20 protein-coding genes are annotated in these 25,152 nt (G+C 41.5%); 10 read left to right on the forward strand and 10 right to left on the reverse strand.

Going from position 1 to position 25,152, the window contains the following annotated elements:
• Positions 1-1,578: an ATP-dependent DNA ligase gene (locus NLF99_RS07620; RefSeq protein ID WP_254527534.1), complete on the forward strand. Its 1,578-nt coding sequence runs from the start codon at positions 1-3 to the stop codon at positions 1,576-1,578.
• Positions 1,579-1,582: 4 nt separating this feature from the next.
• Here NLF99_RS07620 and NLF99_RS07625 read toward each other — a convergent pair whose 3' ends face one another.
• Together NLF99_RS07625 and rraA are read right to left on the reverse strand one after the other, a co-directional pair.
• Positions 1,583-2,857, reverse strand: a complete 1,275-nt coding sequence (locus NLF99_RS07625) for a DEAD/DEAH box helicase (protein WP_254527535.1) — start codon at positions 2,855-2,857, stop codon at positions 1,583-1,585.
• Positions 2,858-2,977: 120 nt separating this feature from the next.
• Positions 2,978-3,463 (reverse strand): ribonuclease E activity regulator RraA, encoded by a 486-nt coding sequence (rraA, locus tag NLF99_RS07630; protein WP_254527537.1) that lies wholly within the window; start codon positions 3,461-3,463, stop codon positions 2,978-2,980.
• Between the two features lie 213 nt (positions 3,464-3,676).
• Between rraA and NLF99_RS07635 the strand changes: the two genes are divergently transcribed.
• Positions 3,677-4,081 carry a hypothetical protein gene (locus tag NLF99_RS07635; protein WP_254527539.1) on the forward strand — a complete coding sequence of 135 codons (405 nt, stop codon included), beginning with the start codon at positions 3,677-3,679 and terminating at the stop codon, positions 4,079-4,081.
• A gap of 80 nt (positions 4,082-4,161) precedes the next feature.
• Positions 4,162-4,335, forward strand: coding sequence for a hypothetical protein (locus NLF99_RS07640; RefSeq protein ID WP_254527541.1), 174 nt, complete (start codon positions 4,162-4,164; stop codon positions 4,333-4,335).
• Positions 4,336-4,345: 10 nt separating this feature from the next.
• Here NLF99_RS07640 and NLF99_RS07645 read toward each other — a convergent pair whose 3' ends face one another.
• Entirely contained in the window at positions 4,346-4,888 is a 543-nt protein-coding gene (locus tag NLF99_RS07645; protein ID WP_254527543.1) for a dihydrofolate reductase family protein, read from the reverse strand.
• Between the two features lie 224 nt (positions 4,889-5,112).
• Between NLF99_RS07645 and NLF99_RS07650 the strand changes: the two genes are divergently transcribed.
• A complete protein-coding gene (locus NLF99_RS07650) occupies positions 5,113-8,343 on the forward strand; it encodes a TonB-dependent receptor (RefSeq protein ID WP_254527545.1) in 3,231 nt (1,076 codons plus the stop codon).
• Between the two features lie 2 nt (positions 8,344-8,345).
• Positions 8,346-10,115 (forward strand): RagB/SusD family nutrient uptake outer membrane protein, encoded by a 1,770-nt coding sequence (locus NLF99_RS07655; protein WP_254527547.1) that lies wholly within the window; start codon positions 8,346-8,348, stop codon positions 10,113-10,115.
• Positions 10,116-10,168: 53 nt separating this feature from the next.
• Here NLF99_RS07655 and NLF99_RS07660 read toward each other — a convergent pair whose 3' ends face one another.
• The 5 genes from NLF99_RS07660 to NLF99_RS07680 all read right to left on the reverse strand — a co-directional run bounded on the left by NLF99_RS07660 (position 10,169) and on the right by NLF99_RS07680 (position 17,745).
• Positions 10,169-14,449, reverse strand: a complete 4,281-nt coding sequence (locus NLF99_RS07660) for a DUF4157 domain-containing protein (RefSeq protein ID WP_254527549.1) — start codon at positions 14,447-14,449, stop codon at positions 10,169-10,171.
• A 124-nt stretch (positions 14,450-14,573) separates the two neighbouring features.
• Complete coding sequence (locus tag NLF99_RS07665; RefSeq protein WP_254527551.1) at positions 14,574-14,969, reverse strand: VOC family protein; 396 nt, start codon at positions 14,967-14,969, stop codon at positions 14,574-14,576.
• A gap of 223 nt (positions 14,970-15,192) precedes the next feature.
• On the reverse strand, positions 15,193-15,531 hold the full coding sequence (locus tag NLF99_RS07670) for a helix-turn-helix domain-containing protein (protein WP_185212513.1): 339 nt from the start codon (positions 15,529-15,531) through the stop codon (positions 15,193-15,195).
• Between the two features lie 781 nt (positions 15,532-16,312).
• On the reverse strand, positions 16,313-16,786 hold the full coding sequence (locus NLF99_RS07675) for a cytochrome P460 family protein (RefSeq protein WP_254527553.1): 474 nt from the start codon (positions 16,784-16,786) through the stop codon (positions 16,313-16,315).
• Positions 16,787-16,794: 8 nt separating this feature from the next.
• The gene (locus NLF99_RS07680) at positions 16,795-17,745 is read right to left on the reverse strand and encodes a cytochrome P460 family protein (protein ID WP_254527556.1); all 951 of its coding nucleotides are present in this window, start codon (positions 17,743-17,745) and stop codon (positions 16,795-16,797) included.
• Positions 17,746-17,959: 214 nt separating this feature from the next.
• On the opposite strand from NLF99_RS07680, the gene NLF99_RS07685 reads away from it, so the two are divergent.
• The 5 genes from NLF99_RS07685 to arsC all read left to right on the forward strand — a co-directional run bounded on the left by NLF99_RS07685 (position 17,960) and on the right by arsC (position 24,505).
• The gene (locus tag NLF99_RS07685; protein ID WP_254527558.1) at positions 17,960-19,051 is read left to right on the forward strand and encodes a LytTR family transcriptional regulator; all 1,092 of its coding nucleotides are present in this window, start codon (positions 17,960-17,962) and stop codon (positions 19,049-19,051) included.
• Between the two features lie 312 nt (positions 19,052-19,363).
• The gene (locus NLF99_RS07690; protein ID WP_254527564.1) at positions 19,364-19,915 is read left to right on the forward strand and encodes a hypothetical protein; all 552 of its coding nucleotides are present in this window, start codon (positions 19,364-19,366) and stop codon (positions 19,913-19,915) included.
• A gap of 3 nt (positions 19,916-19,918) precedes the next feature.
• The gene (locus NLF99_RS07695; RefSeq protein ID WP_254527570.1) at positions 19,919-21,271 is read left to right on the forward strand and encodes a Dyp-type peroxidase; all 1,353 of its coding nucleotides are present in this window, start codon (positions 19,919-19,921) and stop codon (positions 21,269-21,271) included.
• Between the two features lie 39 nt (positions 21,272-21,310).
• Positions 21,311-22,450, forward strand: coding sequence for a catalase family protein (locus tag NLF99_RS07700; protein WP_254527571.1), 1,140 nt, complete (start codon positions 21,311-21,313; stop codon positions 22,448-22,450).
• A gap of 1,707 nt (positions 22,451-24,157) precedes the next feature.
• A complete protein-coding gene (arsC, locus tag NLF99_RS07705) occupies positions 24,158-24,505 on the forward strand; it encodes an arsenate reductase (glutaredoxin) (RefSeq protein WP_254527572.1) in 348 nt (115 codons plus the stop codon).
• Here the strand turns inward: arsC and NLF99_RS19785 are convergent.
• Positions 24,502-24,717 (reverse strand): PLDc N-terminal domain-containing protein, encoded by a 216-nt coding sequence (locus NLF99_RS19785; RefSeq protein WP_368041466.1) that lies wholly within the window; start codon positions 24,715-24,717, stop codon positions 24,502-24,504. The genes arsC and NLF99_RS19785 overlap by 4 nt on opposite strands.
• Positions 24,718-24,920: 203 nt before the next feature.
• Positions 24,921-25,112, reverse strand: a complete 192-nt coding sequence (locus tag NLF99_RS07710) for a CsbD family protein (RefSeq protein ID WP_093097249.1) — start codon at positions 25,110-25,112, stop codon at positions 24,921-24,923.
• Between the last annotated feature and the right edge of the window lie 40 nt (positions 25,113-25,152).

A 25,152-nucleotide genomic window follows, 5' to 3' on the forward strand; every position in this document is an offset into this window, starting at 1 on the left:
ATGAAGGTACTGGCAAGACTGATAAATGCGCTGGACAGCAGCAATAAGACCAATAGCAAAATCCTAGCTATTGAACAGTTCCTCGCTGAATCTTCCGAATTGGATAAGTATTGGTTCATCCGTCTCTTTACGGGAAAAAGGCCGCGCCGTTCTGTCAAGACCAATATCATGCGTCAATTGGCCATTGAATACAGTGGCATTCCTGAATGGCTGTTTCTGGAATCATATACAGCTGTAGGTGATCTGGCGGAGACCATTGCCTTGATCATACCGCCCGCCAAACATACTGTCGAAAAAAGCTTGGACCAGTGGATTCAGGAAATCATGGCTCTTCAGGGAAAACCTGATGATGTAATCAAATCTTACATCCTCACTTCATGGGAAAGCCTGGGACAGACCGAACGCTTTGTGTTCAATAAACTTATGGGCAGTAGTTTTAGGATCGGTGTATCTTCTAAAACGCTCATTAATGCTTTTGCCAAGTATTATGATTTGGATGCAAACCTGGTAGCCCATAGCCTTATGTCGGATTGGGATCCTGAATTGCTCTCCTTTGAAAAATTTATCAAGGGGGAACATATCAACATCAACCTATCCGTTCCCTATCCCTTTAGCCTTGCAAATCCCTTGGTTCAGGATCTTGAAAGTCTAGGCATGGAGCAAGATTGGCAAGTGGAATATAAATGGGATGGAATCCGCGGACAGGTAATCAAACGGGAAGGCGAAACCTTTATTTGGTCGCGTGGTGAGGAGCTGGTAAATGAGCAATTCCCCGAACTATTGGAAGATCTGAAAGAGGTGGATTTTGATTTTGTCATCGATGGAGAGATCGTTCCTTATGATGAAAATGGCGTCATGACCTTCAATCAATTGCAGAGAAGGCTGAACCGGAAGAATATTTCCAAGAAAATGATGCAAGAGGTCCCTATAAAATTTATTGCCTTTGACATCTTGGAACTGAACCGACAGGATATACGAGACATGGCACTGAAGGAGAGAAGGAAAATATTAGAAGACCTCCTGGGTAAATTGAATTCAGAAAATTTCTTATTATCGGAATTATTGGATTTCAGCGATTGGAATTCACTCAATAAGGTTCGGGAATCCTCTGGAAATATAAATGCAGAAGGTTTGATGTTAAAGGCCAAAGATTCGGCCTATCAGGTTGGGAGAAAGAAAGGTTTCTGGTGGAAATGGAAGGTGGATCCGATGAGCATCGATGCCGTACTGATCTATGCACAACGGGGTAGCGGCCGCCGTAGTGGGCACTACACCGACTATACCTTTGCCGTGAAAGACGGGGATAAATTGGTAACCATTGCCAAGGCCTATTCAGGACTCAGTAACACGGAAATCGCTGAGGTCAGCAAGTTCGTTCGTGAAAACTCTATAGAGAAATTTGGCCCTGTTCGTACCGTAAAACCTGAATTGGTTTTCGAGATAGCCTTCGAAGGCATTGCCCCAAGTAACAGACATAAGTCGGGCGTCGCCCTCAGGTTCCCCAGAATTGTTCGCTGGCGAAAAGATAAACTCCCTTCAGAAATAGATGATATCCAAGAAATCAAAAAGCTGATCTAGGTGCTTACCTCTTTTTATTCTTTTTGGTCATCTTAGCTTTCACTCCACTCCCATAATTGTAGGTCTTACTGTTGCTTTCCTTCTTTTTATGGAAGGCTCCCCCTCTACTTTCATCCTCAACAGCTTTTTCTTTAGATACCTCAGATGGTTTATAGATCGTTAGATCCTCCGGAAGTGGCATCACAGGGATCTTTTTGCCAATACTCTGTTCGATTTTCTTAACCTCAGGAAGCTCAATGTCGGTAGCAAAGCTGATGGCGATAACCTCATCTTCACCAATCTTCAGGACATGCTTAATAAATTCTTCCCTGTTCTCTGGAATTTCAAAATGGAAGATAAAAGGTACAGCGCTTAAGTCTATATCCTCAAGGCCTTCATTGGCTACGATCAGGATACGGCATTCGGGCCTCTGTTTAAAGATATTGATATCATCAAAGCCATAGTCATCATGGAACATAGGCCTATAGATAGCAGCAACACCCTTTTTGGCATGTAGCCTATCCAATAGGTTATGGGCAGTATGTTTGGTATTTACAAAGACAACTACTTTATCGAAAACTTCATCATCAGCCATTAGATCATTCAAAAGGTTGATCTTTGTACTGAAATTAGGCACCTGATAAAGCATCAGTTCATGGGTGTCATGACTGTTTTCGCCAAGCTCATCCACTTCTACAAGGGTTGCATAAGGCATAAAACCGTCAATCATCAGATGCAGCTTTTCATGTTCAACGGTACTGAAGCATAGGTATTGCACTTTCCCACAACTTTGCGCCAATTCGCGAACGTTGGTTTGCATCCCTTGCTTTACGATTTCTTCTGCATCATCGATCACAAAGGTTTCGATACGGTTTAGGTTAAGGCCCAGTTTCAAATAGACCGCCCGCGCACGGGCAGGTGTAGCCACAACGATATCTACACCTCGGACCAGGTCTTCGATCTCCTCTTCCATCCCTCCGCTGGTCTTAAGTCCCATAATATGCAGATTCTTATTACGGCTTACGGCATAAAAACGCTCTACGATTTCAGCGATTCTTTCTTCATTTGGTGCTAAGACTAAAACTTTAGGAGCTTCATCGTCGGTATATTTCAACCGCATCAATACCCCAAGGACATAAGTCGTGGTTTTTCCGGCACCTTCTGGAGCAATGCCGAGGATGCTATGTCCACCGACGATGCGTGAAAGAGCATTTAACTGGAATTCCTTGGCTGTAAAATAACCCAATTCGTTCATCGATGCATGGAGACGCTTGCTAAGTTTTAATTTATCTAAAGACACTGCTGAATATTTAAAATGAATGTAAAGCTACAAAGTTAGTTAAATTAATACAGTCTAGGCGTATTGGCGCATCATTTACAGCCAAGGATACTTCATAATGATCCTTTTTAGAGTAAAATATTATGAAAGTTCCTTTTCTGAAAGTATAATTCCATCCTCATCAGCATAGATAAAATGGCCAGGAATAAAATCTACATCGGCAAAATGAAGGGTCAAGTCTCTTTCGCCTTGCACCTCTTTGGCGCTACGGTGTGGATTGCTGTACAAGGCAAGAACCGCCATATCCACCTCAGCAATTTCCAAAACGTCACGGATCGCGCCATTGATCAATACGCCAGACCAACCATTCTCCTGTGCCATAGCTGCAATATTGCCGCCGACCAAAGCCCTACGATCTGAACCAGCACCATCAACTACCAACACCTTTCCATTGCCATCTTCCTCCAATATCGCACGGATCAATTCATTGGCTTCAAAAACTTTCACAGTTACAATCTGTCCATGAAAACTCTTCTTCTTCCCATAATTCATGAATCCAATGGGTTTTACAACCTGAAGGTTTGGCATATACGCATCACATAGATCGGCAGTTAAAATCATCTTCATATTTTCTAATATTAATTACAGCTATTTTTTATAAATATGGCGCAAAGATAGCTTTCAAAAAAGCAATTGTGCAGCTTCACTCAAAAGAATATTTACATGTTTCATAATTTTTACTTTCAGTTAATAATAAAGGCTAATACTAATTTCTTAAAGCTTTATTCGTAAATTTTGAATGATTTAAATTAAATTCCTTCAATTTCAAATTGATAAGTCATGATAGCTAGACATTTACTACTCTTCCTCGCACTCCTATTCATTCATATAAATGCAACTCAAGCGCAGGTTAAAGATACCTTGGTCTTTAAGGAGTATAACGATGAGGGAGACATAACTCTGTTCTTTGTGCAAGAAGGAAATAAATCATGGCCAATGGTCTTCATGGCTAAAAAAGAACCTAGCAAGGATTTGCTGCGTGGTGATATCATTGAAGTGCTATGGAAAGAGGAGGAAATTAAAAATATTGATGGTGATTTGATGGAAATCAATCAAGTCCTCTTGGATTATACAAAATTAATGGATGGAAAGGTACATGCACTCCGAAGAGCTTATCCAAACCTCCTACAATATGCCAAATCTCCTGATCTACAATTAACAGATTCCTACCTTGCATATTTTTAACTGCATACTTAGAATACTATCTTGCCTATAGCACCCAACCTCTCACCAAAGAAATCCTAAAGGAAAAGGATCAGGCCAAGATGATTTATCAAATCGATGAAATAACTTTTGAAGACCGACCCTATATGGTCATTGGCCTTGGAACAGACCAAGATAATAAGCAGAATATTTTACAATGGCTGTATATCGATAATGAAAATAGAAAACTTTATGAGTACGACATCATCAATCAAAGACTAATTGAATTCTATTGATTGCCCAATCCTATTTCGCACTTTCCTTCCGTCGATAATGAAGCTGTACCAAACCAGTCTCGAATGATTTAACCGAATGTAACTCAAGGATTTGTTCTGTCATATGTTCCTTAAATAGCCGTACCCCCTCTCCCAACAAAACTGGAACTATAGATATGATCAATTCATCAATCAATTCATTTCTTAATAGCTCATTGATCAGCTCTGCCCCTCCATCACAGTAAATACCTTTGCCATCAGCAGCTTTCAAATCCTTTACTAATGCAATAACATTACCATTATAAAATTTAATATTTCCCTGTGCCGGTCTATCGGAGCTCGTAATCACATAAACCTGACGTTCAGCTTGATCATAATGTTGAACACCTATGGTTCGCTCAACAAAATCAAAAGTCTTTCTACCAATGATAATTGTATCAATATCTGCGGTAAAATCTGCGTATCCGTAGTCTTCGCCCTGTTTTTCAACTAAATTCAGAAAACTGAGATCATCATTTGGCTTAGCGATAAAACCATCTAAACTGCAAGCTATAAAGAGAGATAATTTTCTCATATCATCAAGGTTATGGATAAAAAGTAACGGTATTTCCCAAGAATATCCTCGTATAAATTTCAAATATTTTCTTAAGAAATCTTTAAAAACATTTCAACATTACTAATATTCAACTATTTATTATCAAACTTATTTAAGATTTTTAAGTTAATATAATATTAGCTTAACATTGAATCAATCTTAAAACTACATTTTTGCCAAAACACTAAACCGTTTTAATCACTATGAGAAAAACATTAATTGTTAGTCTCGCCCTTTGCCTTTCTTATCCCAGTTGGGCAAATGTGGACTTGAGACTTGCTGAGCCATTCAAAGCTATTGGTTCAGAACTACGACAATCGACTATTCGAGGTGTTGTAAAGGATAAAGATGGAAATCCTTTATCCCCAGTAACAATTACTAACCTGACCACACAGAAGTCTACCAGTACCAATGAAAATGGTGAGTTTGAAATCGAAGCTAGTCAAGGGCAGCAGTTGCGAATCAGTTACCTAGGTTTTGAAGCACAAAACGTGACGGTAACATCAAGTAATGTGCAGATAACCCTGACTCCTGACGACACCAATCTGGAAGAAGTGATCGTTGTAGGTTATGGAACACAAAAGAAAGCCAACCTTACCGGAGCTGTAGACCAAGTGGGTCCTGAAGTTTTCGAAGGAAGGGTCTTGGCAAATGCCAGCCAAATGCTGCAGGGTGCTGTTCCTAACTTAAACATTGTTCCTGCTGACGGTAAACCAACCCGTAATCCTAGTTTCAACATCCGTGGTACCACCTCCATCGGGCAAGGTGGAAGTGCCTTGATCTTAATCGATGGTGTTGAAGGCGATCCTTCCTCACTGAACCCCAATGATATCGAATCTGTATCGGTCTTAAAGGATGCTTCATCTTCGGCTATTTATGGATCTCGCGGTACATTCGGTGTGGTATTGATCACAACCAAAAGAGCTAAGGCAGACCGAACAAGCATTACCTACTCCGGAAATGCTTCATTCCAGAAGCCAATCGCTAGACCCGACTTTATTACAGATGGATATACCTATGCTTCCCACTTCTTTACAGCATATAATGCATGGAACAACTATTCATCAATCCCAAGTAAACTGAATAAGACCCAGATCTTTACTACAGAATGGTTAGAAGAATTCAAACGCCGTAAAGAACAAGGCATTACTGAAGAAGTTACAGTAGATGATAAAGGAAACTACGTTTATTATGGCAATGAGGACTATTATGGCACCCTGATCAAGGACAACACCTTTGTTCAGGACCATAACCTTTCCATTTCAGGAAACTCCGGTAGATTCGACTATTATCTATCTGGCAGAACTTATGACTACAACGGTATGTATAATTTCAATACCGACAATTATAACACGTACAACACTAGAGCTAAAGCAGGAATGCAGGTCAATGATTGGTTAAGGATTACCAATAACATCGACTACTCCTATGCTAAATATTGGGATCCTTCGACAGCTGGTGAAGGTGGAAATATCTGGAGAAACATAGCTGATGAAGGTCACCCTTCCTCTCCAATTTTTAATCCTGATGGCTCCTTCAGTTTCTCGGCAGCCTATACTGTCGGTGATTTCATTTACGGCAAGAATGGTACAGCCACTAAAAACGCTGACCTTCGAAATACCACGGCATTCGAAACTAAATTCTTGGATAACTCCCTGAGAATAAAAGGTGATTTCACCTTCAGGAACCGTGATTTCAATTCTACTCGCGTCCGCGTGCCAGTTCCATACAGTGTTGCTGAAGGAAAAATGTTGAAACTGGAAACCTCCATGAACAACAATATCTATCTGGTCGACCAACAATGGAAATACCTATTTGGAAACTTATATGGTGAGTACGAAAAAACCATTGGCGACCATTATTTCAAAGGTTTATTGGGTTATAACTATGAACAACGCGTTTACGAATCAGATTATATCACAAAGACAGGGCTTCTGACCGAAGATGTTGACAATATCAACCTAGCTTTAGGTCAAAATACCACCGCAACTGCTGGTTACAACAAATACAGAAACGTTGGCGTCTTTATGCGTGCTAATTATATCTATAAAGATCGATACCTATTTGAATTCAATGGACGTTACGATGGATCTTCCAAGTTCCCTATCAATGAGCAGTGGGCCTTTTTCCCTTCTGCATCCGTGGGATGGAGAATCTCGGAAGAACCTTTCTTTGAAGTAGACAAGAGCGCTATCTCCGATTTAAAACTAAGAGGTTCCTATGGTTCACTTGGAAATGGTAATATTGACCCCTATGCTTTTATGGATCAGTATTCCATCAGTATCTCCAACAGGGTGATTGGCGGGGTTAAAAATCCATATACAGGGGTTCCAGTGGTTATTCCAAACAACCTAACCTGGGAAACTGCAAGAACGGCCAATATAGGTCTGGATCTTTCTGCCATCAATAATAAATTGACTTTTACGGCTGATTTCTACCAACGTAAAACATTGAATATGTACACCGTAGGTATGACATTGCCAGATGTATTCGGTGCAGCATCCCCTAAAGGAAACTATGCCGACATGACTACCCAAGGTTTTGAACTTTCACTAGGATATAGAGATAGCTTTGAAGCTTCAGGAAGTCCATTTAACTGGTCTGTAAAAGGAACTTTGGCTGATTATAAATCAACCATCGATCGCTACAACAATGAAACCGGAAACCTTTCTGATTATTATATCGGCCAGACCCTAGGTGAAATATGGGGCTATGAAACCCAAGGCCTATTCCAGAACCAAGCGGAAATCGATGCTGCTGCTACACAATCCTTGATTAAATCATCCAATTCTGGTAAGATCTATCCTGGTGATGTACGCTTTGCTGATTTAGATGGAAATGGTGTCATTGATTATGGAACAAATACCTTGACTGACCATGGTGACAAAAGAATCATCGGTAACAAAGAACCACGTTACATCTATAGCTTCAACCTCAACTTGGACTGGAAGAATGTGTACATATCATCCTTTTTCCAAGGTGTTGGTAAGCAACAGTGGTATCCTGGAAACGAATCAATCTTCTGGGGACAATATAATAGACCTTACAACAACCTTCCATCTTGGCATGTTGACAATTATTGGACTGAGGACAATCCGAATGGATACTTCCCACGTTATGCAGGATATAATGAATCCATTAAGGTCAATCCACAAACAAGGTTCTTACAGGAAATCTCTTACATCCGTATGAAAAACCTGCAGATAGGCTATAATTTCCCTAGTTCAATCACTTCAAAACTTAAAGTTCAGAGCCTAAGGATTGGATTATCTGGTGAAAACCTATTTACTTGGTCCCCATTCTACAAAAGGACAAAAGATCTAGATGTCGGCAACTTAAGACCTTCAGATCCTGATATCTCGACAGGACATGGTGATGGTTTCAATTACCCGGTTATGAAAAGCTATAGTTTTAACCTATCTATCGGATTATAATCATGAAAACATTAAGAAATTTATTATATCTACCTGCTATCGCATTGCTGTTCAGTTCTTGTGAACTATCTGAAATGCCCCAAGCAACCGCAACCGAAGATGATATCTTTGGAACCGAAAACGGATTGAAAACCTACAGTATTTCATTCTACAACAATATTACCTCCGGTTCAGATGCCTATAAGGGCGATGCCATGACCGATTATTCTGTGGTCAATAGCCTTAATGACTTTATGGTCAAGGGAGCCTATTCTCCTGAAGTGAGTTCGGGCTGGTCTTGGTCTACCTTAAGGAACATCAACCAAATGATCGTCAAGAACAACCGTGAGGAGGTTAATGAAACGATCCGTAATAACTATACCGGACTGGCTCGATTCTTCAGGGCTTGGTTCTATTATAATATGGTCGTACGATTTGGAGATGTGCCATGGATAGACCATCCAATCTCGCAAGATGAAAGGGAAGTTCTTTTTGCAAAGCAGGACTCTCGGGAGGTAGTAGTAAAGCACATCTTGGAAGACCTTGACTATGCCTACCAAAACATCACTGAAAGTGCAGGCGACGGTACGGTAATCAACAAATGGACTGCCCTTGGCCTAAAAACCAGAGTGGCACTATTCGAAGGGACCTTCCGTAAATACCATGCACTTGATCTACCAACAAAACCAGATGATTTCTTTAAAATGGTGGTTGATGCCGGCGATATCCTGATGTCAAAAGGTCCTTATTCCCTGAATACTGCCCAAGGGGTTAAATTATCCCAAAGGCAGCTGTTTATCAGCAATACGCCGGTTACCTCTGAGGTTATGCTAGCTGTAGCATTCAGCAAGGAATTGGCCATCTTAAATGATGCCAACTGGTGGTGGACTTCCGCAACCTACGGTCCTAGATTGAGCTTGTCCAGGGAATTTGTGAACAGCATATTGAATATCGATGGAACTCCATATACCGACCGTGCTAACTACAAAACCGAAGAATTCTTTGAGGAAACCCAAAACAGGGACAATCGCCTTTCGCAGTTGATCCGTACACCCGGTTACAAACGCAATGATGCTCCAGCTCCGCCCAACTTCAGCAGCTTTACCTATACGGGTTATCAGCCTATCAAATATACTTTGGATGATAGCTTCTATGACAATGGTGGCTACAACACCAATGCTGTCCCGTTGATGCGCTTTGCAGAGGTTTTATTAAATTATGCAGAGGCAAAAGCTGAATTAAAGCAATTATCGGCTTCAGATTGGCAAAAGACCATTGGTGCACTTCGCGCTCGCGCGGGGGTGACTGGAGGAACCAATGCATTACCTTCAAAAGTAGACCCTTTCCTTCAAAAGACCTTCTTCCCTAAGATTTCTGACCCTATCCTCTTAGAGATTCGTCGGGAAAGACAGGTAGAACTTGCATTAGAAGGTTTCAGATTCAATGATTTGAAGCGTTGGAAATTAGGTGAATTGATGGCAAACCTACCTTGGACGGGTATCTATGTGCCAGCCTTGAATACTTTAATGGATTTAGACCATGATGGTAAGATGGATGTTGTGTTCTACGATGGCAGTCAATCTGGACCATCCATCACAGTACCTTCAGGTGTTGCTAAAGTCGCTATCGGTGGAAAGGCTACCAACTTTCAAACCCTCACTGCAGATAAACATTTGGAATGGTTCAAGGCCCAGCCCCGTACTTGGGACCCTAATAACAAACAATACCTGTACCCAATCCCGGCTACAGCCATCGTAAAAAATGAAAACCTGGTACAGAACCCAGGTTGGTAAAATAAAATGAATTATCGTTTTCCAGTGGCTGCTAGATCTAGCAGCCACTTTTTTTATATATCCCCAATTTCATTGACAACAAACCATTTATTCCTTAGATCCATAGGCGTACTAACCTGTGGCCTACCTTCAGCATCCCGATAAGAGACTGTTTGCCTATAGACAAAATTACCCCAATTCCGATTCAGGTCATTCTGCAATGGCCACAGGTTGGCAACCTGATCGCGTCCGCCAAAGCCTAGGTCCTTAACATGGTCAAAATCATAACCCGATAAGGTCAAGTGATAATTCTCTGTCATCAACCTCCTGAACCTATCCTTTTCGGCACCCGAACCTGAAGTTGAACTCCGTTGCAATTTATCCCCTATCCGCACAAAGTTCTCACTGTCCACCCCAATCATAATAAACTCAGTCCCTTCGCCTGGCATTTCATTCCTGCCACTATAGCCCCTTCTCGTGGTCGGCGGAAGCTCCACACGGGTCTTACGATCAGCTGGCGCTGATTCTATAGGATCTGGTGGGACCATGCCTCTACTTCGCCATAAAGAATCTTTCGGAATCAGATCGGTTATCGCAAGCACATGCCCGCGTTTGGTCCAGCGGATTGCAATCGGATTTTCATAGCTACCATCCGGCAGATCGCCCTCAGAGATCAAAATAGCGACATGTTCAGAAAGGTTATTCAACAGACTATCCAACCTGGCCTTTTTAGCTAAAAAGGCAGCCCGTCTTTCTTCTGGAGGCAATGTGCGAGGAATAAAGTTCATTTTTTCCCGGTCTATTTCCTGGGCTATAGGTAAGGCCGCTTGCTGTGCCCTTCGCTTGTCATCATCATTGGCAACAGGCACATTACGGATAAAACTTTCAAATGTGGTCCCCCTTCTACTGGCAACCATCAAAGTCGCATTCTCTTCTTCACCATCAAAATAAAGCTCATGGTCCCTACCATCTCTGGCCCTGAAGGATTTCATCGCGGTCCACCAGCCAACCAGTGCTGCTATGGCTTCCCTACCCCTGTCGACCAGCCAATCTCCGGCCGCCAACAATCGGTCTACCAACCAATCGATTTTCTCATCGATCCATTCCTCAGCTCGGGTAGCCATTTCCCTAATCCTTCTTCCGACCCGACTCATGCTGACCTGATTGGACAAAAACTCCAAGAACAACGGTATTGCCCGCTGCAAATTGTTTTCAAAACGCAATGCGGCATTCATAAAGGTACCTGCCATTACTTCCCCCACATTATCCAGCACGCCTTCTACCAATTCCAAGATCTCCCTCGCCCTATCGATCGCTGTTTCGACTGCCCGATAAAAAGTAACTATGGAATTGACTACCGCCATGATACCCGTAGGATCCAACATGCTGACCAGCCTTGCACTTACCCGGGTGATAATATTGCTCACTAGCCAGTCGATAACCGAATCCACCAAGGTCTGCAACAGTTCAGCTCCACGATCCCGGATCATCGTAATGATCTCATCCAAGCTGTGCTCATGCAGGGCAACAACCCAACTCCAGGCCTGTCCGGCGGCACGACCGATCCTACTGATCCACAGCCTTACCCTTGCAGCCAATTCTGCCCCTCTTTTCCGCTCAATGCTCCGATAGACCTTTTCCATTCCCACACTGAACAGACTGCCCAACATCCTGAAGATCTCCGTAAAATTAAAGGCCCTAGGTATATAGATCGGACTTCCTTGGACGGCATCAAACAGCCAGGTCGTAAATCCTTCCCTTAGATGGGTCCATTTACGCTCAAAGAAACCGATAAAGCCCAGCTTGGCCGTCTGCAGCATATTCACAAAGAATACCCTAGGCCTTTCGATGATACTGTCAAATACTTCAAAGGCTTTATTGAAGACTCTGACTGCCAACTCAGCTGGAAACCTTAATACCTCGAGCAACAGATTAAACACCTCCCATAATGCTCCCTTTACATCTCCATGGACAAACATCATGTTCAGTATGAGCATGCACCGGGTCCGCATGGCGGTCCAAGCACCTTCCACATCCTGAACCTCCCGGAGCAATGGAATATGCTTAAATATATATTTCACAAAAAATGCAATTATTTTATCCCGTATACATTTCGGGATCCTATGGAAGAGGTCATCCAAGATCAAGAATCCCAATTGAATATAATTGGTCATCGCACGGCCTATCTTTGCCAATATTCTCGTGATCGGTTGTAAGAATATCCTGATCCGAGCAAAGGCAAGCTGCAGATTGACGATCAGCTGGGTAGCCTGTACATTCGCCCATGCTTCCAACTCCACAAACTTTTCCGTCAACCAATTCACCGCCATATTGATAGCCGTAAGCATCAAGGCAGAAACATCCTGCGGGATACTTTGCAAGGAAATTACTGCCGTATGCAAAGTACCGCTGATCATTGCGATCTTAGCGCGCAAGAAAGTACTCAAACTTTGGATCGCCTGAAACAGGCCCGGAATCAATACCCCATTGATAAAACCTCTTTCTCGAATGATGGCATCCCGATGTATGATATAATGCCTGATCCTTGATACCGCATACATAATGCCGGTTATCATAGCTCCAGCAACAATAAATGGCCCCGCAGGAGATAACAGCAGAATAATGCCACCCAATATCATCAATTGGGTTTTATAAGGTTCCAAGGCTTGCTTCACCTCTTCCCATAGACTCAGGACCTTCCTTTTTACCTGTTCCCAAAGACTATCCTGATCATCACCTTCAAAACCTATCGCCCTGGCAAACCAATGCCATATATCCGCATAGACCGAAATAACGGTCTGAATATGGTTCCATATCCTTTCCGCTACCCATTTGATACCATCCCAGATCCTGCCGAAGATCCTGGAGACAAAATCCCAGATCGGCTTCCCGATATCGTTCCATACATGGTCGATAAATCGCTTGATCGGAGCCAAAAAGGTCTTGATCCTATCGAGAACGGGATCTGCAATCCCTTCCAATATATTGTTGATAAAGTCTGTCGCTTCCACAAATGGCGAACAGTCCCCCTGTTTCAAGCGCTCAATGGCCGTAACCATCCAAGCCCTGAAAAGATGGAAATTGGTCTTGATCAGACTGATAATGGAAGCTCCCAACCGAATCGGTTCACTAAAGGTATTCACGGTGCTGTTCACAAAGTCGGCTACTTTCCCCTTCGCCCAATTGCTGAAACCCTGTACCCTAAATATGTCGTAGACCTCAGGCGAAGCCTCCCTCAGCAGGGACCAAAGGGCCTCTTTGGCCTGCTCCATTAAAAAGCCATCCTCCTCATCCTGCTTGGCAATTTTCTTATCCGTACTGCTCAAACTCGGATTTACTGCCGCATGTGCTGGATTAGGGCCAGCAGTATGGGCAGACTTTTGCTGCACCTGCTTCGGTCTTGCCCCGCCCTGCTGTATGGTATGGGTCAGTTCATGGGCCAAGAGATGCATGCCCGCATGACTGTTCACATCAAACTTTCCTGTATTAAAATAAATATCATTCCCATGGGTGAAGGCCTGCGCATGCAGATCCCTACTCATTTGAACCGCCATGCTATGATCATGGATCCGAACCTGCGAAAAGTCAACCCCAAAGGAATTTTCCATCTGCCTCAATAAAGCCTCCGGCAATGGACGACCCGCTCCTTTCGAAGCAGATAGGTTATTCTCTACTGACGTCTGAGCCTTATTCCTGAATGCATTCAGGCTGTTAGCCTTTCGCTGCATCGTATTATCCCTTTCCCTTTCATCAGCCTTACGTTCCAAGTTTACCGCTCTTCTAACCTCGGATTCATTTTGAAGCTGATGTCTAGATCTGTTCCTTAAGGTTCGCCGATTTTGAGGCCGCAGTTTCATCTCCCGCCTTTTCCCATCTTCCAGGACTACGCTCATCTGGCTCTCATTAGCATCCGCCTGTTTCTGAAGCGTTTTATCCTCCCGATCCTGCTCTTTCCGCTTGCTTTTATCTTTGTCTTCCTCCTTCAACTGAACCTCTTCATTCCCTGTTTCCTTGCGTTGCAGCTTTTCCTCCTGCGCACATTGATCACATTTTCTCTGAACCAATGGTGTAATCGAAGGTTTCAGCTCATCCTTCTCCTTTCCCGCGTTTTCCTTCTCTTCCATCTTCTGAACTACCCGATCGGCAGTAGCATCGGCCTCCTTCTCATACCGGTCATTCGGCTCAGAAACATTCAACTTCGGCTGAACAAAAAATGAAGAGCTCTCCGACTTCCTCTGAAAGAAATCAGCATGGGTGGCACTATCGCAAAAAAATGAAGAATCAGCCCCTTTAGAGAAAAAAGAGCTGCTCGATTTGGCAGGACTTGCCACTGACTTTGCTTCAGCAGCTTTCATATCGGAATCGTTAAGACATATCCCTTAAATTTCCGCAGGAAATGCAGAAATAGCAATAGCTAGCAGTAGTCAATTTATAAAAGAAGAGACGGCCTAAGATCCTATAATGAAAAGCTCAGAATATTTAACCCTTTAGCTCGGTATAGATTTCGATCAGGTTACTCTCTGGATCGCGGAAATGGGCAACCCGAATCCCCCAGTCATCCATATCCATCGGAACCGTAATAAAATCAATGCCCTTTTTCTTTAAGTCCTCAAAAGATGCATCAACATCATCAACCTCCAAGATCAAGGCAAATTGATCATTCGACCCACGCCTGTTCTCCATCGCCGAAATACCCAAGGCCATATTCATCAACTCCGACTTAAAAAGCGCCAAGCCCCCAGGAATCCCAATGTTAAAACTGGCGTAAACCTCCCCCACATCCCCATGTGCACATTCCAGACCTAAAGTCTCCTTGTAAAATGTAAAGCAACTGTCAAAGTCCCTGACCATTAACCTGATATTGTTGAGTTTCATAGCGATGTGTTTTGGTTAGTTTAAACTAATTTAATGAATTTATTTGAGGAAACAGCTATGGATGATATTTGTTTTTTGAAGAAAATTCTTTTTATACCCCTACAAATCATTGAAGAATCATAGAATTTGGCATTATTTCAATTCATTTTAAAATAATATTGTATGTTAAATTAATGGCCATAAAAAATGGCCACTTTTAATAATAAAATTATCCTTTCATCTCCTATCTCTTTCTTCCCAGCAATCTATTGATTTCTTCAATTGTAAAATAATCTCTTCCACCAATTTTAATGGGTTTTATAATATGGTCATTTTTCATCCTATAATAGGTTGATTTACTTATTTTTAGCAGTTTAATCAGATCATCAACATCAATAAGTGAGTTATCAGGAATTGGTTTAATGTTTTTGGTTTGGGAGTTAAAAAGTTGGGTACTTTTAAAAAATTCACTGTTTGTTCGGGAAATCTCGGTATGATCGACTAACGTTTCATACATTTTTTCCAACAACCTTCTCACCCGCAGCAATTCATTGAATCTTGGTCTGGATGGATTTTCGTTCATATATTATGATTTGATTTCTATCATGTACTAACCCCTCGCTACTCTATCCTAATGGGCCAAATTTAATTTTTAATTAAACACATTGCGTGGCTTTTACGTTAAGAAATTGAAATAAATGTATTAAGTACTTATTGGACTCAGCTATCATTGCAGCAATTACTTTATCTTTTCTGCATGCTGCTACCTGAAAGTATATTAATTTCCAACCATTTGGCCCATCGAACCTAGGTATCAATCGATATTTTTGACTGCAATGCCCAAAGCGATACTTGAAAGACATGCCAGAAAGAGGCAGTAAATCCTGCAGCTCTAGGATTAGGGAATATTCCTTCAGATACCTATGTCTATCATAGCGGTAAATAAGAAAAAACGAATGCTGATTTTTGCTCATATCCATTGCGTCAAAACGGCCCAAAGTTATGCTGACCATTTCTCCAATATTATTTAAATATCTTTTTTAAATTTTTTAAACAATTAATAGCTGCTCAGACTTTATTGCAGTATTTTCTTCTGATGGGCTATTTAGAAATGACTATTAATTTCAGAATATATACCTGATTGGTCCAGGGAATGATAAAAGGAAGAATTCTTCAATTAACAAATGGAATTTTCCTTGATGCGTAGCAATTTTTCATTTAAAATTGGTTTTTGATCAGACATTTTATTTTGACTTTGTTTTACTCTCATTCGAGACACATTCGGAAAATTCGGAATGTGTCTCGAATGAGACTGGGATGAGACCAAGAAATTCTGATGGAAATTGAAATTTTTTATCGAAGGATTATTTTTCTAAGTTTTTCAGTTTTTCAAGTATTATTTCAGCCCTATTTTTCTTTCCAGGCTCTGATTTAGAATCTAAATCTTCATCCAGATATTGGCGGTACTGATACTTAAAATCTTTAAGGAATTCAATCTGTTCGACCTGTACTATTCTTTTGGGCGTTAGGACGCCGAACCATTCCTTGTCATTTTCTACTGCCCAAGATACTTGATAAATGTTAGCTTTTTCAGGAAATTTATGTCGATTTAAATTTTTTATTTCCTGCCAAGCTAAATCATTGGCATAAATTACCGACATACAGCTGTCCTTTGGATTATTTGAAAGGGTTATGGCATGCAAAAGCAAAGGGTTTTCAGGCAGTTTCCCAAGACTTATTATGGAGGCTTCTCGGTTCAGCAAACGATCAGCATGGTCCTTACAGCTAATTTGAAGGACAGACAAGAAGGAAATCAAGATGTATAGGAAATGTTTCATGGTAGGATTTAATTAAGGTTCTTAAGCAGAAAAGGTCTAGTAAAAACATAATCGCTTTCTTTGAGTGGTTTATGGCAGTTGGTACATTCCGTCGTTAAAATCGCTTTTCCACCATACGGTTTCAGGTCTTTTCCCCGCCATCTTGCCCAGCCCCAACCCAAGCTGCTTTTGAATTTCTGGGCATCCTTGATCATAAATTCTACCTGAAAGAACTCCCCGGTTGATAGCGTTCCGTCCGCATTGCTCCTTGATTTCCATGCTGCTTTTGCAAAAATGGCTCCATCAGGCCAAGGTTTAACCCGATTCTCCTCAATGGCCTTTACGGCGATATCATTGGCATAGATGAGCCTCATCGTAGCATTATCAAATCGGTCTGAAAAACTGATCAGCTTCCAATCTTTATAATCAGGGATATACTCGATTCCATTGGCATTCGGAGCAACAATCATTTTTTCCACCGCTTTTGGGGAATTGAGGTTTTTATTGCTATCTAAAACCAGTGCGGGATCAAATGCTTTCCTAGGCGTACGCTCAGTCAAATACCTTTTTAGGATTGCGATATCATTCTCTGTGGGTTTGTTATCCCCATGTATATAGCTATATGATTTCAGGGGCATTTCACCCTCCAATATTTTATTCAAGCTATAATAGAGGAGATTGTTTCTGGCCGGGTTTTCTAAGGAATCCCACTTTGAGAAATCCAATGCTGCCCTACCCTTTGCGATATGGCCATTGACAAAATAATCTAAGGGTACGATTTTATCATACCAACTGAGATTGCTTTGGGAGGAATGACAATCGAAACAGGACTTTTCTAAAATAGCATTGATTTCCTCCGGAACTCCGGCCAGTGGTTTTGCTGGATCCGACTGTACCGAATCCGCTCTTACAAAGGGCAAAAATTGCAGAACAATGATTCCCGCAAATAAAACCAAGGGGACATAAAGTGATCTTTTCATCTTAACTGATTGATGGTTCATGGCTCAAAATTAGCTTGAAACCTGAAGCAATGCCGCTTCAAGGAGCTTGAAAGGGATAAAATGGAAGCTAAAAGTGAATATTTGGCCTTGAAGGGGATCCAGTTCCGTGAAGGAAAGTATTAAATCAGGTTTAAGTCCAGGAATTTTTGATTCCCTCACAAAAGCTATACATTTGAATGTCTCAACAAATAAAATGAAAAGCTCCAAACATTACTTATGGACATTTATAGGCCTAACTCTGCTGGCTTTTCTGGCTTCTGCGGCCTCATTGAGCTATTACTACCAAGAAGCTAAGACTTCCTTGCTGCAACAGAAAGAAAGTGCCGGTAAAAGAGAAATCAGGGAACTGGGCATTTTGTTGGAACAACAGATCCATGCTGGGATTGCAAAGGAAACGGTGATTGCGAACCTTCAGAAAAGCATCCTGAACACGGATGTGCAGAGTGAATTTGTCTGCATGTATAATACCCAAGGCATTGAGCTATGCCACCCCGATCCATCCTTGATCGGACAAAAGATCGACGCCTCAAATTCTTCCATCAATATAGCCGGTCAACGGAATTCATTTCGCCAGATCTTGAAGGAAGGAAAGGAACGCTCTGGCACCCGGGAATTCCCCTCGGATAGCCAAAGAAGTTCCGAAATAGTCAGTGTCTACCCAGTTCAGGGAACAGATTGGATGCTGGCCAGCCATGCCAATATTGCTGCAGTTCAGGCTCAGTTAGAGGATCTATTCCTAAAATTTGTTGTGGGTGGAATTCTTTTCACTTTATTCATTAGCCTCTCTTCCTTCCTATTGATCCGCTTGATCTATAGGTCTTACGAAAAGCAAAAAGAGGCTGAGATTGCAGAACTCAACATGCAAGTGAATACCCTACAGATCATGAACCAGCAACTCGAAACAGTAAAGAACAATATCGCTCAAGAATTCTCCGATAAAAAACCGACTCGAAAACGTATCCTCTCCTATATCAGGGATGAGGTTATTGCCTTGGATACCGATGATATCGCCTATTTTGAGTTGAACAACAATGCTATAATAGCAAGGACATTTGATCAAAACACCTATAGCGTCAATGGAAGTTTGGATGAGCTTGTCAATGAGCTGGACCAAGAGGTCTTCTATAGAGCCAACCGACAGTTTATCATTAATATCCGAGCGATCTCCAATATCTGGGTGTATGGGAGGAATCAACTGCGAATTGAAACCACGGCAAAAAGTGAAACCCCAATCCTTATTAGCAAGAACAAGGTCTCTGAATTTAAAAGGTGGTTAGATCGTTAGAGATTTGACTTAAGTTGCCATTCCATAGGATAAATATTGCTAAAAAATCCCAATATAATTGCAATTGCTCAATCGCATGAACCGAAGGAAATAAAAAATTCATGGGCAGAAAATAAATTTAATCTTTAAGGTTTCCTTACTTTAGTCCTGCTTTCCGAAAATCTATGTAAATATCGTTTATATCCCTGTTTTTTAATTGTTTAAACAAATATTTTAATAATACCACTAAGTATTTTCTAAAACATTTAATTAATTGACCTGTTTTTTTGAAGAGGATAAGAAACAGAGTTTTAAAATTTAAATGATTAAACGATGAGTATGTTAGAAGATTTGAAACTAAAGAAAGACCTGATTATTGCCAATTTCAAGGAAGCTGCCAATGATGGTTATGACCATTCTATTGAGTCCGCGGGAAAAAAAGGTCTTCGTTCAGGGCGTGTGTCTGAACTGACAGCTATTGCGGATTTAAAACCTGGTGGTGGAGAGCGATTAAAGAAAATCATGGAGATTGCCGATGGTAATCTTGGCGGGGCAACTCGCGTAGGTACCTTACATGACCTGCGGATTGTCCTGTTGGACAATGACAGCAAAATACTGTTCTGTACGGCCTACGATGGCGATTGGGATGCATATATCGATGATTTTGCGACCAAAATCCCGGAATTGATGGATATCATCTTTGGAAATGTGGAAGGCTGGCCTGGCATCAAGGATCCAAGCGTCAAACAATTTATCATTGATCATCAGATTACTGCAACGGGTTGGTATGTTGGTGTGCCACACCTAACGGTGAACGATATCCGAAGGCAGGACAAGATCGTATCTGGACTGAACAAGGTAATTGATGAAGCGAATACAAGTTAGGCTATGGCATTTGAGATTTTAAAAAGGATTTTTAATCCGAACAAGGTGGAAATTGAATTGGAGGATATCCAATCCATGATCTTACGTAGCCGACCCATTCCCTATTATGGGACGATGGCAGCACTCCGAATCAAGTCTCCCGAAGCAGGAAAGGAAATGATCAAGGCCGTCCTACCCTTGGTGCATTCTGCCCAAGATTGGGACAAAAACGAAGGGGCTACCGTATTTTTAACCTTTACCTATAAAGGATTGGAAGCATTGGGATTACCGAAAGACTCCCTGGATTCCTTTCCGGAATCGTTCAAGGAAGGCATGGCCGCTCGAGCCAAGTTCTTAAAGGATGTGGGTGTCAATGACCCCAAGCATTGGGAAAAAGCCTTTAAGCAGGAAATCCATGTCGCTGCCGCCGTAATTGCCGATTCTGCAGACGCATGGCAAGAATTATTGCAACAGTTCAGGAAAGAGCTGGAGGGGAAATCCGGCATTGAGGTCTTGTTTCAGCATGATTTTGGTGCAACGGAAGAGGTCAAGAATGTCTTTGGATTCAGGGATGGCATCAGCAATCCGGAAATTGAGGGCAGCGGCATTGAATTACCCGCCAGCTATGACCGTCCGATCAAGGCGGGGGAATTTATCTTAGGTTATCCGGGTGAAGCTGGAGTAATCGCTCCTTTTCCTCAACCGGAAGTTCTGGGAAAAAATGGTTCTTTTTTGGCAGTGCGTAAATACCAAAGCCAGGTTGCTGAATTCAATAAGTTTATCCAAGAGAACAGCAATAGTCCAGAGGAAGGCGAGCTATTGGCAGCAAAGACAGTAGGCCGTTGGCGAAGTGGAGCTCCCTTGGTCCTAAGTCCAGATGTGGATGATAAAGAACTGGGCGAGAATATGCACAAGAACAATGATTTTTCATTCAAGCACGATGAATATGGCAAGAAATGCCCTTTCTCTTCGCATATCCGCAGGATGAATCCTCGGGATTCCAAAAACTTTGTGATGGAAGATGTTCGCTTGCACCGCATCATTCGAAAGAGCGTCACCTTTGGAGATATCGTCCCTCCTGAGGTTACCAAGAATGATGGCAAGGAACGTGGTCAGTATTTCCTCGCCATCAGTGCCAATGCAATGGGTACCATGGAATTCTTACAGGCCCAATGGGTAAACGATGGGAATTCCCAAAACCTGGGAACCGAAACCGACCCTTTGATATCAGTTCAAAAAGATGGACTGTTCACTGTCCCCGCTGATCCCATGGTCAAACGGTACCATAACCTCCAGACCTACAACATCGTAAAAGGTGGAGCGTATTGTTTTATCCCAAGCCTTTCTGCCTTGAAATGGATCAGTGAACTGGCATAAATAATCACACAATATTCATAAAATGCTAAACTATAGAACATGAACAAGGAGTATATAAAATATAGCCCTGATTTGGAGGAAATCCCAGAGAATTTCGAAGAATATATGGCTACCATCAATAAGGATATCCAAAACTACATCCAGGAAACCAAGCAACTGAGCAATATCAACCATTACACCCGAGATGCACATGCCAATGGCTATGCCGCCCTAAAGGCAGAGTTTGAAATCTTGGGAAATCTTCCGCCCGAGCTTGCGCAGGGCGTATATTCACAGCCTGGAAAGCACGAAGCTGTCATCCGATTTTCCAATGGCTCGTCAAGGGTCCTGCCAGATAAATTAAGTGGCAATGCCCAGGGTATGGCCATTAAGGTCTTTGATATACCAGGGAAAAAATTGGCACCTAACGAGGTAGATTCCCCTAATATGGATTATAACCTGATCAATAATCCGGTATTCTTCTGCAATTCGGCTGAACATTATGTCTTTATTTCCAAGCTATTCCTTAAGTTGACCGATTTCTTTGAAAAAGGGGCCTTAGGTAAACTGGAATTTGCCGCATTGTGGGCCACAGAAAATAAAAAGGCTTTTCCAAATTGGGAAGCGCTCAAGGAATTGAATGCCTTAAAAACCTTTGAAAAGATCCCTGCCATCAATAGCTTTCTATACGAATTCTATAGTATGGGCGCAGTGAGGCATGGAGATTACATGGCTAAGGTCAGGGTAAAACCAACCGAGGAGACCAAACAGCGGGTTCAACAGAAAGATGTGAACATAGAATCCGAAGATTGGCCCTATCGTTCTGCAATTATTGAGGAGATCGCTAAAAACGATATGACCTTTGAACTGCAGGTGCAGCTCTGCAATGATCTGGACAAACTGCCGATCAATGATCTGACAGTTGAATGGGATCAAGAGCTTTCGCCCTTTCAAACGGTAGCCAAGATCAGCATTTTTCAACAGGAAGTTCCCGCAGATGGCAACTTTGAAATCATGGAAAATCTATCCTTTACCCCTTTCAGGACCATTGAGGAAAATAGCCCAATAGGCAATCTACAACGGACCAGACAACAGGCCTATGTCACTTCATCAACAAGTCGTCATGCCCTTAATCATAAGAAAAAAGTGGAACCTAAAAACCTAAAAGAGGCATTTGACCCAAGCTTTTATAATTTGTAGATTTTAAGATCGCGGTAAATTGATTTTATCGCGGTTTTTTTTGGACGTGATTGTCAACCTGACGAAGGAAGGATCTCGGAATTTTATGGACTTATTTAATTAAGGATGGCATTGGCGTACAGGTCCTCCATCTTCTTTCCTCCCCTGCTGTCGTCCTGAGGGTTTAAAATTTTGATAAAATTTATCGAAAGGTGATGGCAGCTTTTTAGCAACGAAAACATTTAGGCTCTTGAAATTTTAGTAAAAGAACCCCCATCGCGGTTTCATTATTTTAGCTGGAATGGCACGTTAGCCTGGATGTAGCGAAAAACTGATGTTCGATTAATCGAACATCAGTTTTTCGCTACTCCTGTTTTGTTGAATATCATTTCTAAAATAATTCAGCCCTTCAAGGGCAGTATATCGCAGAAAAAGCTCTCCTTTTCAGGGGGCATCCTGACGAAGGAAGGATCTCGGGATTTTACAGACATAATCGATTACAGATAGCATTGGCGTACAGGCCCTTAACCTTCGGTTAAGGATGACAAGCGGTCTGTGAGGAGGACCGTACAGATTCCTCACTGATCGTTCAGAATAAAATTACGCTAAAGAGGGATTCAGAGTGAAACGAAGAATCTATTTTTTATTTTATTTAGAGGTGTTTATCATCCCAAAATCGTAAGATGAGGGAACTATTTCAAGTGAAGTATGGAAAGTTCCGAGACCCTTCGGGGATGCCCTCAGGGTGACATAGGAAAGGTATAGAATAATATTTCACCCACGCTGTGGGTTGGCCGAAGGACAAATCACGCTTCTATAAAGATTTCACCCCCGCTGGGGGTTCCTCTTATAATCGAGCAAAAATCTTCCGAAGGAAGCCTTTAGCCTCCCGGCTCATTTCCAATGGCGGAAAAATGGAAAGAATGTCGTGGCCCCCCGCGAGGGAATTGGCATTGGTTACTCCCCTGCTGTCGTCCTGACGAAGGAAGGATCTCGGGATTTTACAGACATAATCGATTACAGATAGCATTGGCGTACAGGTCCTTAACCTTCGGTTAAGGATGACAAGCGGTCTGTGAGGAGAACCGTACAGATTCCTCACTGATCGTTCAGAATAAAATTGCGCTAAAGAGGGATTCAGAGTGAAACGAAGAATCTATTTTTTATTTTATTTAGAGGTGTTTGTCATCCCGAAATCGTAAGATGAGGGAACTATTTCAAGTGAAGTATGGATAGTTCCGAGACCCTTCGGGGATGCCCTCAGGGTGACAGAGGAAAGGTATAGAAAAACATTTCACCCCTGTTGGAGGTTTCTCAATACAAACATTCACCTTCCTGAGGAAGCCCTTTAGCCTCCCGGCTCATTTCCAATGGCGGAAAAATGGAAAGAATGCCGTTGTCCTGCGCGATGTGATTGGCCTTGGAATGCTTCCTTCAAAATTCTCCATCAAAAGGGAGAATTTTGAAGGAAGATATTCCCGACAACAAGGCATTCTTTTCATGTGAAGTGGATGGTGCGAAAAGCCATCTTAAATGAGCCGAAGCGTTTTGGTTACTTTTGCGCCTCAAAAGTAACGAAGAGAATTGGTATCCGTGAGCTCCTTCGTCGGTTTGGTTACTTTTCCGCGAAAAAGTAACTAAGAGAATTATATAAACCTACCTGCATTTCAGATCCTATGGATTAACTTTGAAGAGTTGAATGATAAATGCTTTCAAAAAAATTAGATTATGATCAAGATATACCATAACAACATGTGCAGTAAAAGTAGGGCTACTTTAAATCTTTTACAGGAGGGACAGGAGGAAATCAAAATTCAGGAATACCTTAAACAGGTTCCATCAAAAGCTGAATTAAAGGAAATCTTAGCTATGCTGAAAATGAAGCCGTTGGATTTGATCCGTAAGAATGAGGTTATATTCAAGGAGAACTATAAAGATAAAAACCTATCGGATGAGGAATGGATAGATATTATGCTTGCAAACCCAGTCCTGATAGAAAGACCGATTGTAGTCAAGGATGGAAAAGCTGCAATCGGTAGACCAATTGAAAAGATCATTGAGCTCTTGAAAATTTAAGTTCCAATAGCTTCATTTTTCCTTCCCCATAACCAATAAATAAGGATACCAAGTAAACTTCCAATTAATATAATGAAAGTCCACAGATATTTTTGATTGACGTTTAGGGATTTATTGTGGATAATATGAAATAGGGTATAAAAAAACGGTAATGCTCCTATTAACAAAAAAACAATCTCGATAGAGCCAATATTGATAAACAGTAAATTCATAATCAGGATTTTATTTAGTTAAAATTAACAAAAATCTGTACAATAATTACCTAAAAACTGGTATTTATAGAAAGTAAGAATAGCCTTACTTTTGTATGGAACAACATCACATTAACTCCTTTGCATAAGTACATACAATTAGGATAGAATGAAAAATGCCCAACCGTATGGCTGGGCATTTTCCTTTATATGAGTTTTGGATATTATTTATCCAAATCTCTTAACCATGTTTGAACTTCTTCACGAGTTTTACCCGTTTTTTTCTGAAGTTTACCATATAGTTCGTCTTCTTTTCCTTCAACATACAATAAATCGTCATCCGTTAGATCTGCATATTGCTGTTTTACTTTTCCTTTTAAAATATTCCATCTTCCTTTTAAATCTAATGAATCCATTTGCTTTTTATTTTAAGTGAATTAATAAATATGTGTGTAT

The sequence above is a fragment of the Sphingobacterium sp. LZ11T8 genome (assembly GCF_024261425.1).
Lineage (GTDB): Bacteria > Bacteroidota > Bacteroidia > Sphingobacteriales > Sphingobacteriaceae > Sphingobacterium.

Bases quoted from the DNA above. Each gene is read 5' to 3' on its own strand.
- NLF99_RS07640 (WP_254527541.1), top strand. From the start codon at position 4,162: ATGATTTATCAAATCGATGAAATAACTTTTGAAGACCGACCCTATATG.
- NLF99_RS07680 (WP_254527556.1), bottom strand. From the start codon at position 17,745: ATGAAAAGATCACTTTATGTCCCCTTGGTTTTATTTGCGGGAATCATT.
- NLF99_RS07690 (WP_254527564.1), top strand. From the start codon at position 19,364: ATGAGTATGTTAGAAGATTTGAAACTAAAGAAAGACCTGATTATTGCC.
- NLF99_RS19785 (WP_368041466.1), bottom strand. From the start codon at position 24,717: ATGAATTTACTGTTTATCAATATTGGCTCTATCGAGATTGTTTTTTTG.
- NLF99_RS07665 (WP_254527551.1), bottom strand. From the start codon at position 14,969: ATGAAACTCAACAATATCAGGTTAATGGTCAGGGACTTTGACAGTTGC.
- NLF99_RS07675 (WP_254527553.1), bottom strand. From the start codon at position 16,786: ATGAAACATTTCCTATACATCTTGATTTCCTTCTTGTCTGTCCTTCAA.
- NLF99_RS07710 (WP_093097249.1), bottom strand. From the start codon at position 25,112: ATGGATTCATTAGATTTAAAAGGAAGATGGAATATTTTAAAAGGAAAA.
- rraA (WP_254527537.1), bottom strand. From the start codon at position 3,463: ATGAAGATGATTTTAACTGCCGATCTATGTGATGCGTATATGCCAAAC.
- NLF99_RS07700 (WP_254527571.1), top strand. From the start codon at position 21,311: ATGAACAAGGAGTATATAAAATATAGCCCTGATTTGGAGGAAATCCCA.
- NLF99_RS07660 (WP_254527549.1), bottom strand. From the start codon at position 14,449: ATGAAAGCTGCTGAAGCAAAGTCAGTGGCAAGTCCTGCCAAATCGAGC.
- NLF99_RS07670 (WP_185212513.1), bottom strand. From the start codon at position 15,531: ATGAACGAAAATCCATCCAGACCAAGATTCAATGAATTGCTGCGGGTG.
- arsC (WP_254527572.1), top strand. From the start codon at position 24,158: ATGATCAAGATATACCATAACAACATGTGCAGTAAAAGTAGGGCTACT.
- NLF99_RS07685 (WP_254527558.1), top strand. From the start codon at position 17,960: ATGAAAAGCTCCAAACATTACTTATGGACATTTATAGGCCTAACTCTG.
- NLF99_RS07655 (WP_254527547.1), top strand. From the start codon at position 8,346: ATGAAAACATTAAGAAATTTATTATATCTACCTGCTATCGCATTGCTG.
- NLF99_RS07635 (WP_254527539.1), top strand. From the start codon at position 3,677: ATGATAGCTAGACATTTACTACTCTTCCTCGCACTCCTATTCATTCAT.
- NLF99_RS07620 (WP_254527534.1), top strand. From the start codon at position 1: ATGAAGGTACTGGCAAGACTGATAAATGCGCTGGACAGCAGCAATAAG.
- NLF99_RS07645 (WP_254527543.1), bottom strand. From the start codon at position 4,888: ATGAGAAAATTATCTCTCTTTATAGCTTGCAGTTTAGATGGTTTTATC.
- NLF99_RS07650 (WP_254527545.1), top strand. From the start codon at position 5,113: ATGAGAAAAACATTAATTGTTAGTCTCGCCCTTTGCCTTTCTTATCCC.
- NLF99_RS07695 (WP_254527570.1), top strand. From the start codon at position 19,919: ATGGCATTTGAGATTTTAAAAAGGATTTTTAATCCGAACAAGGTGGAA.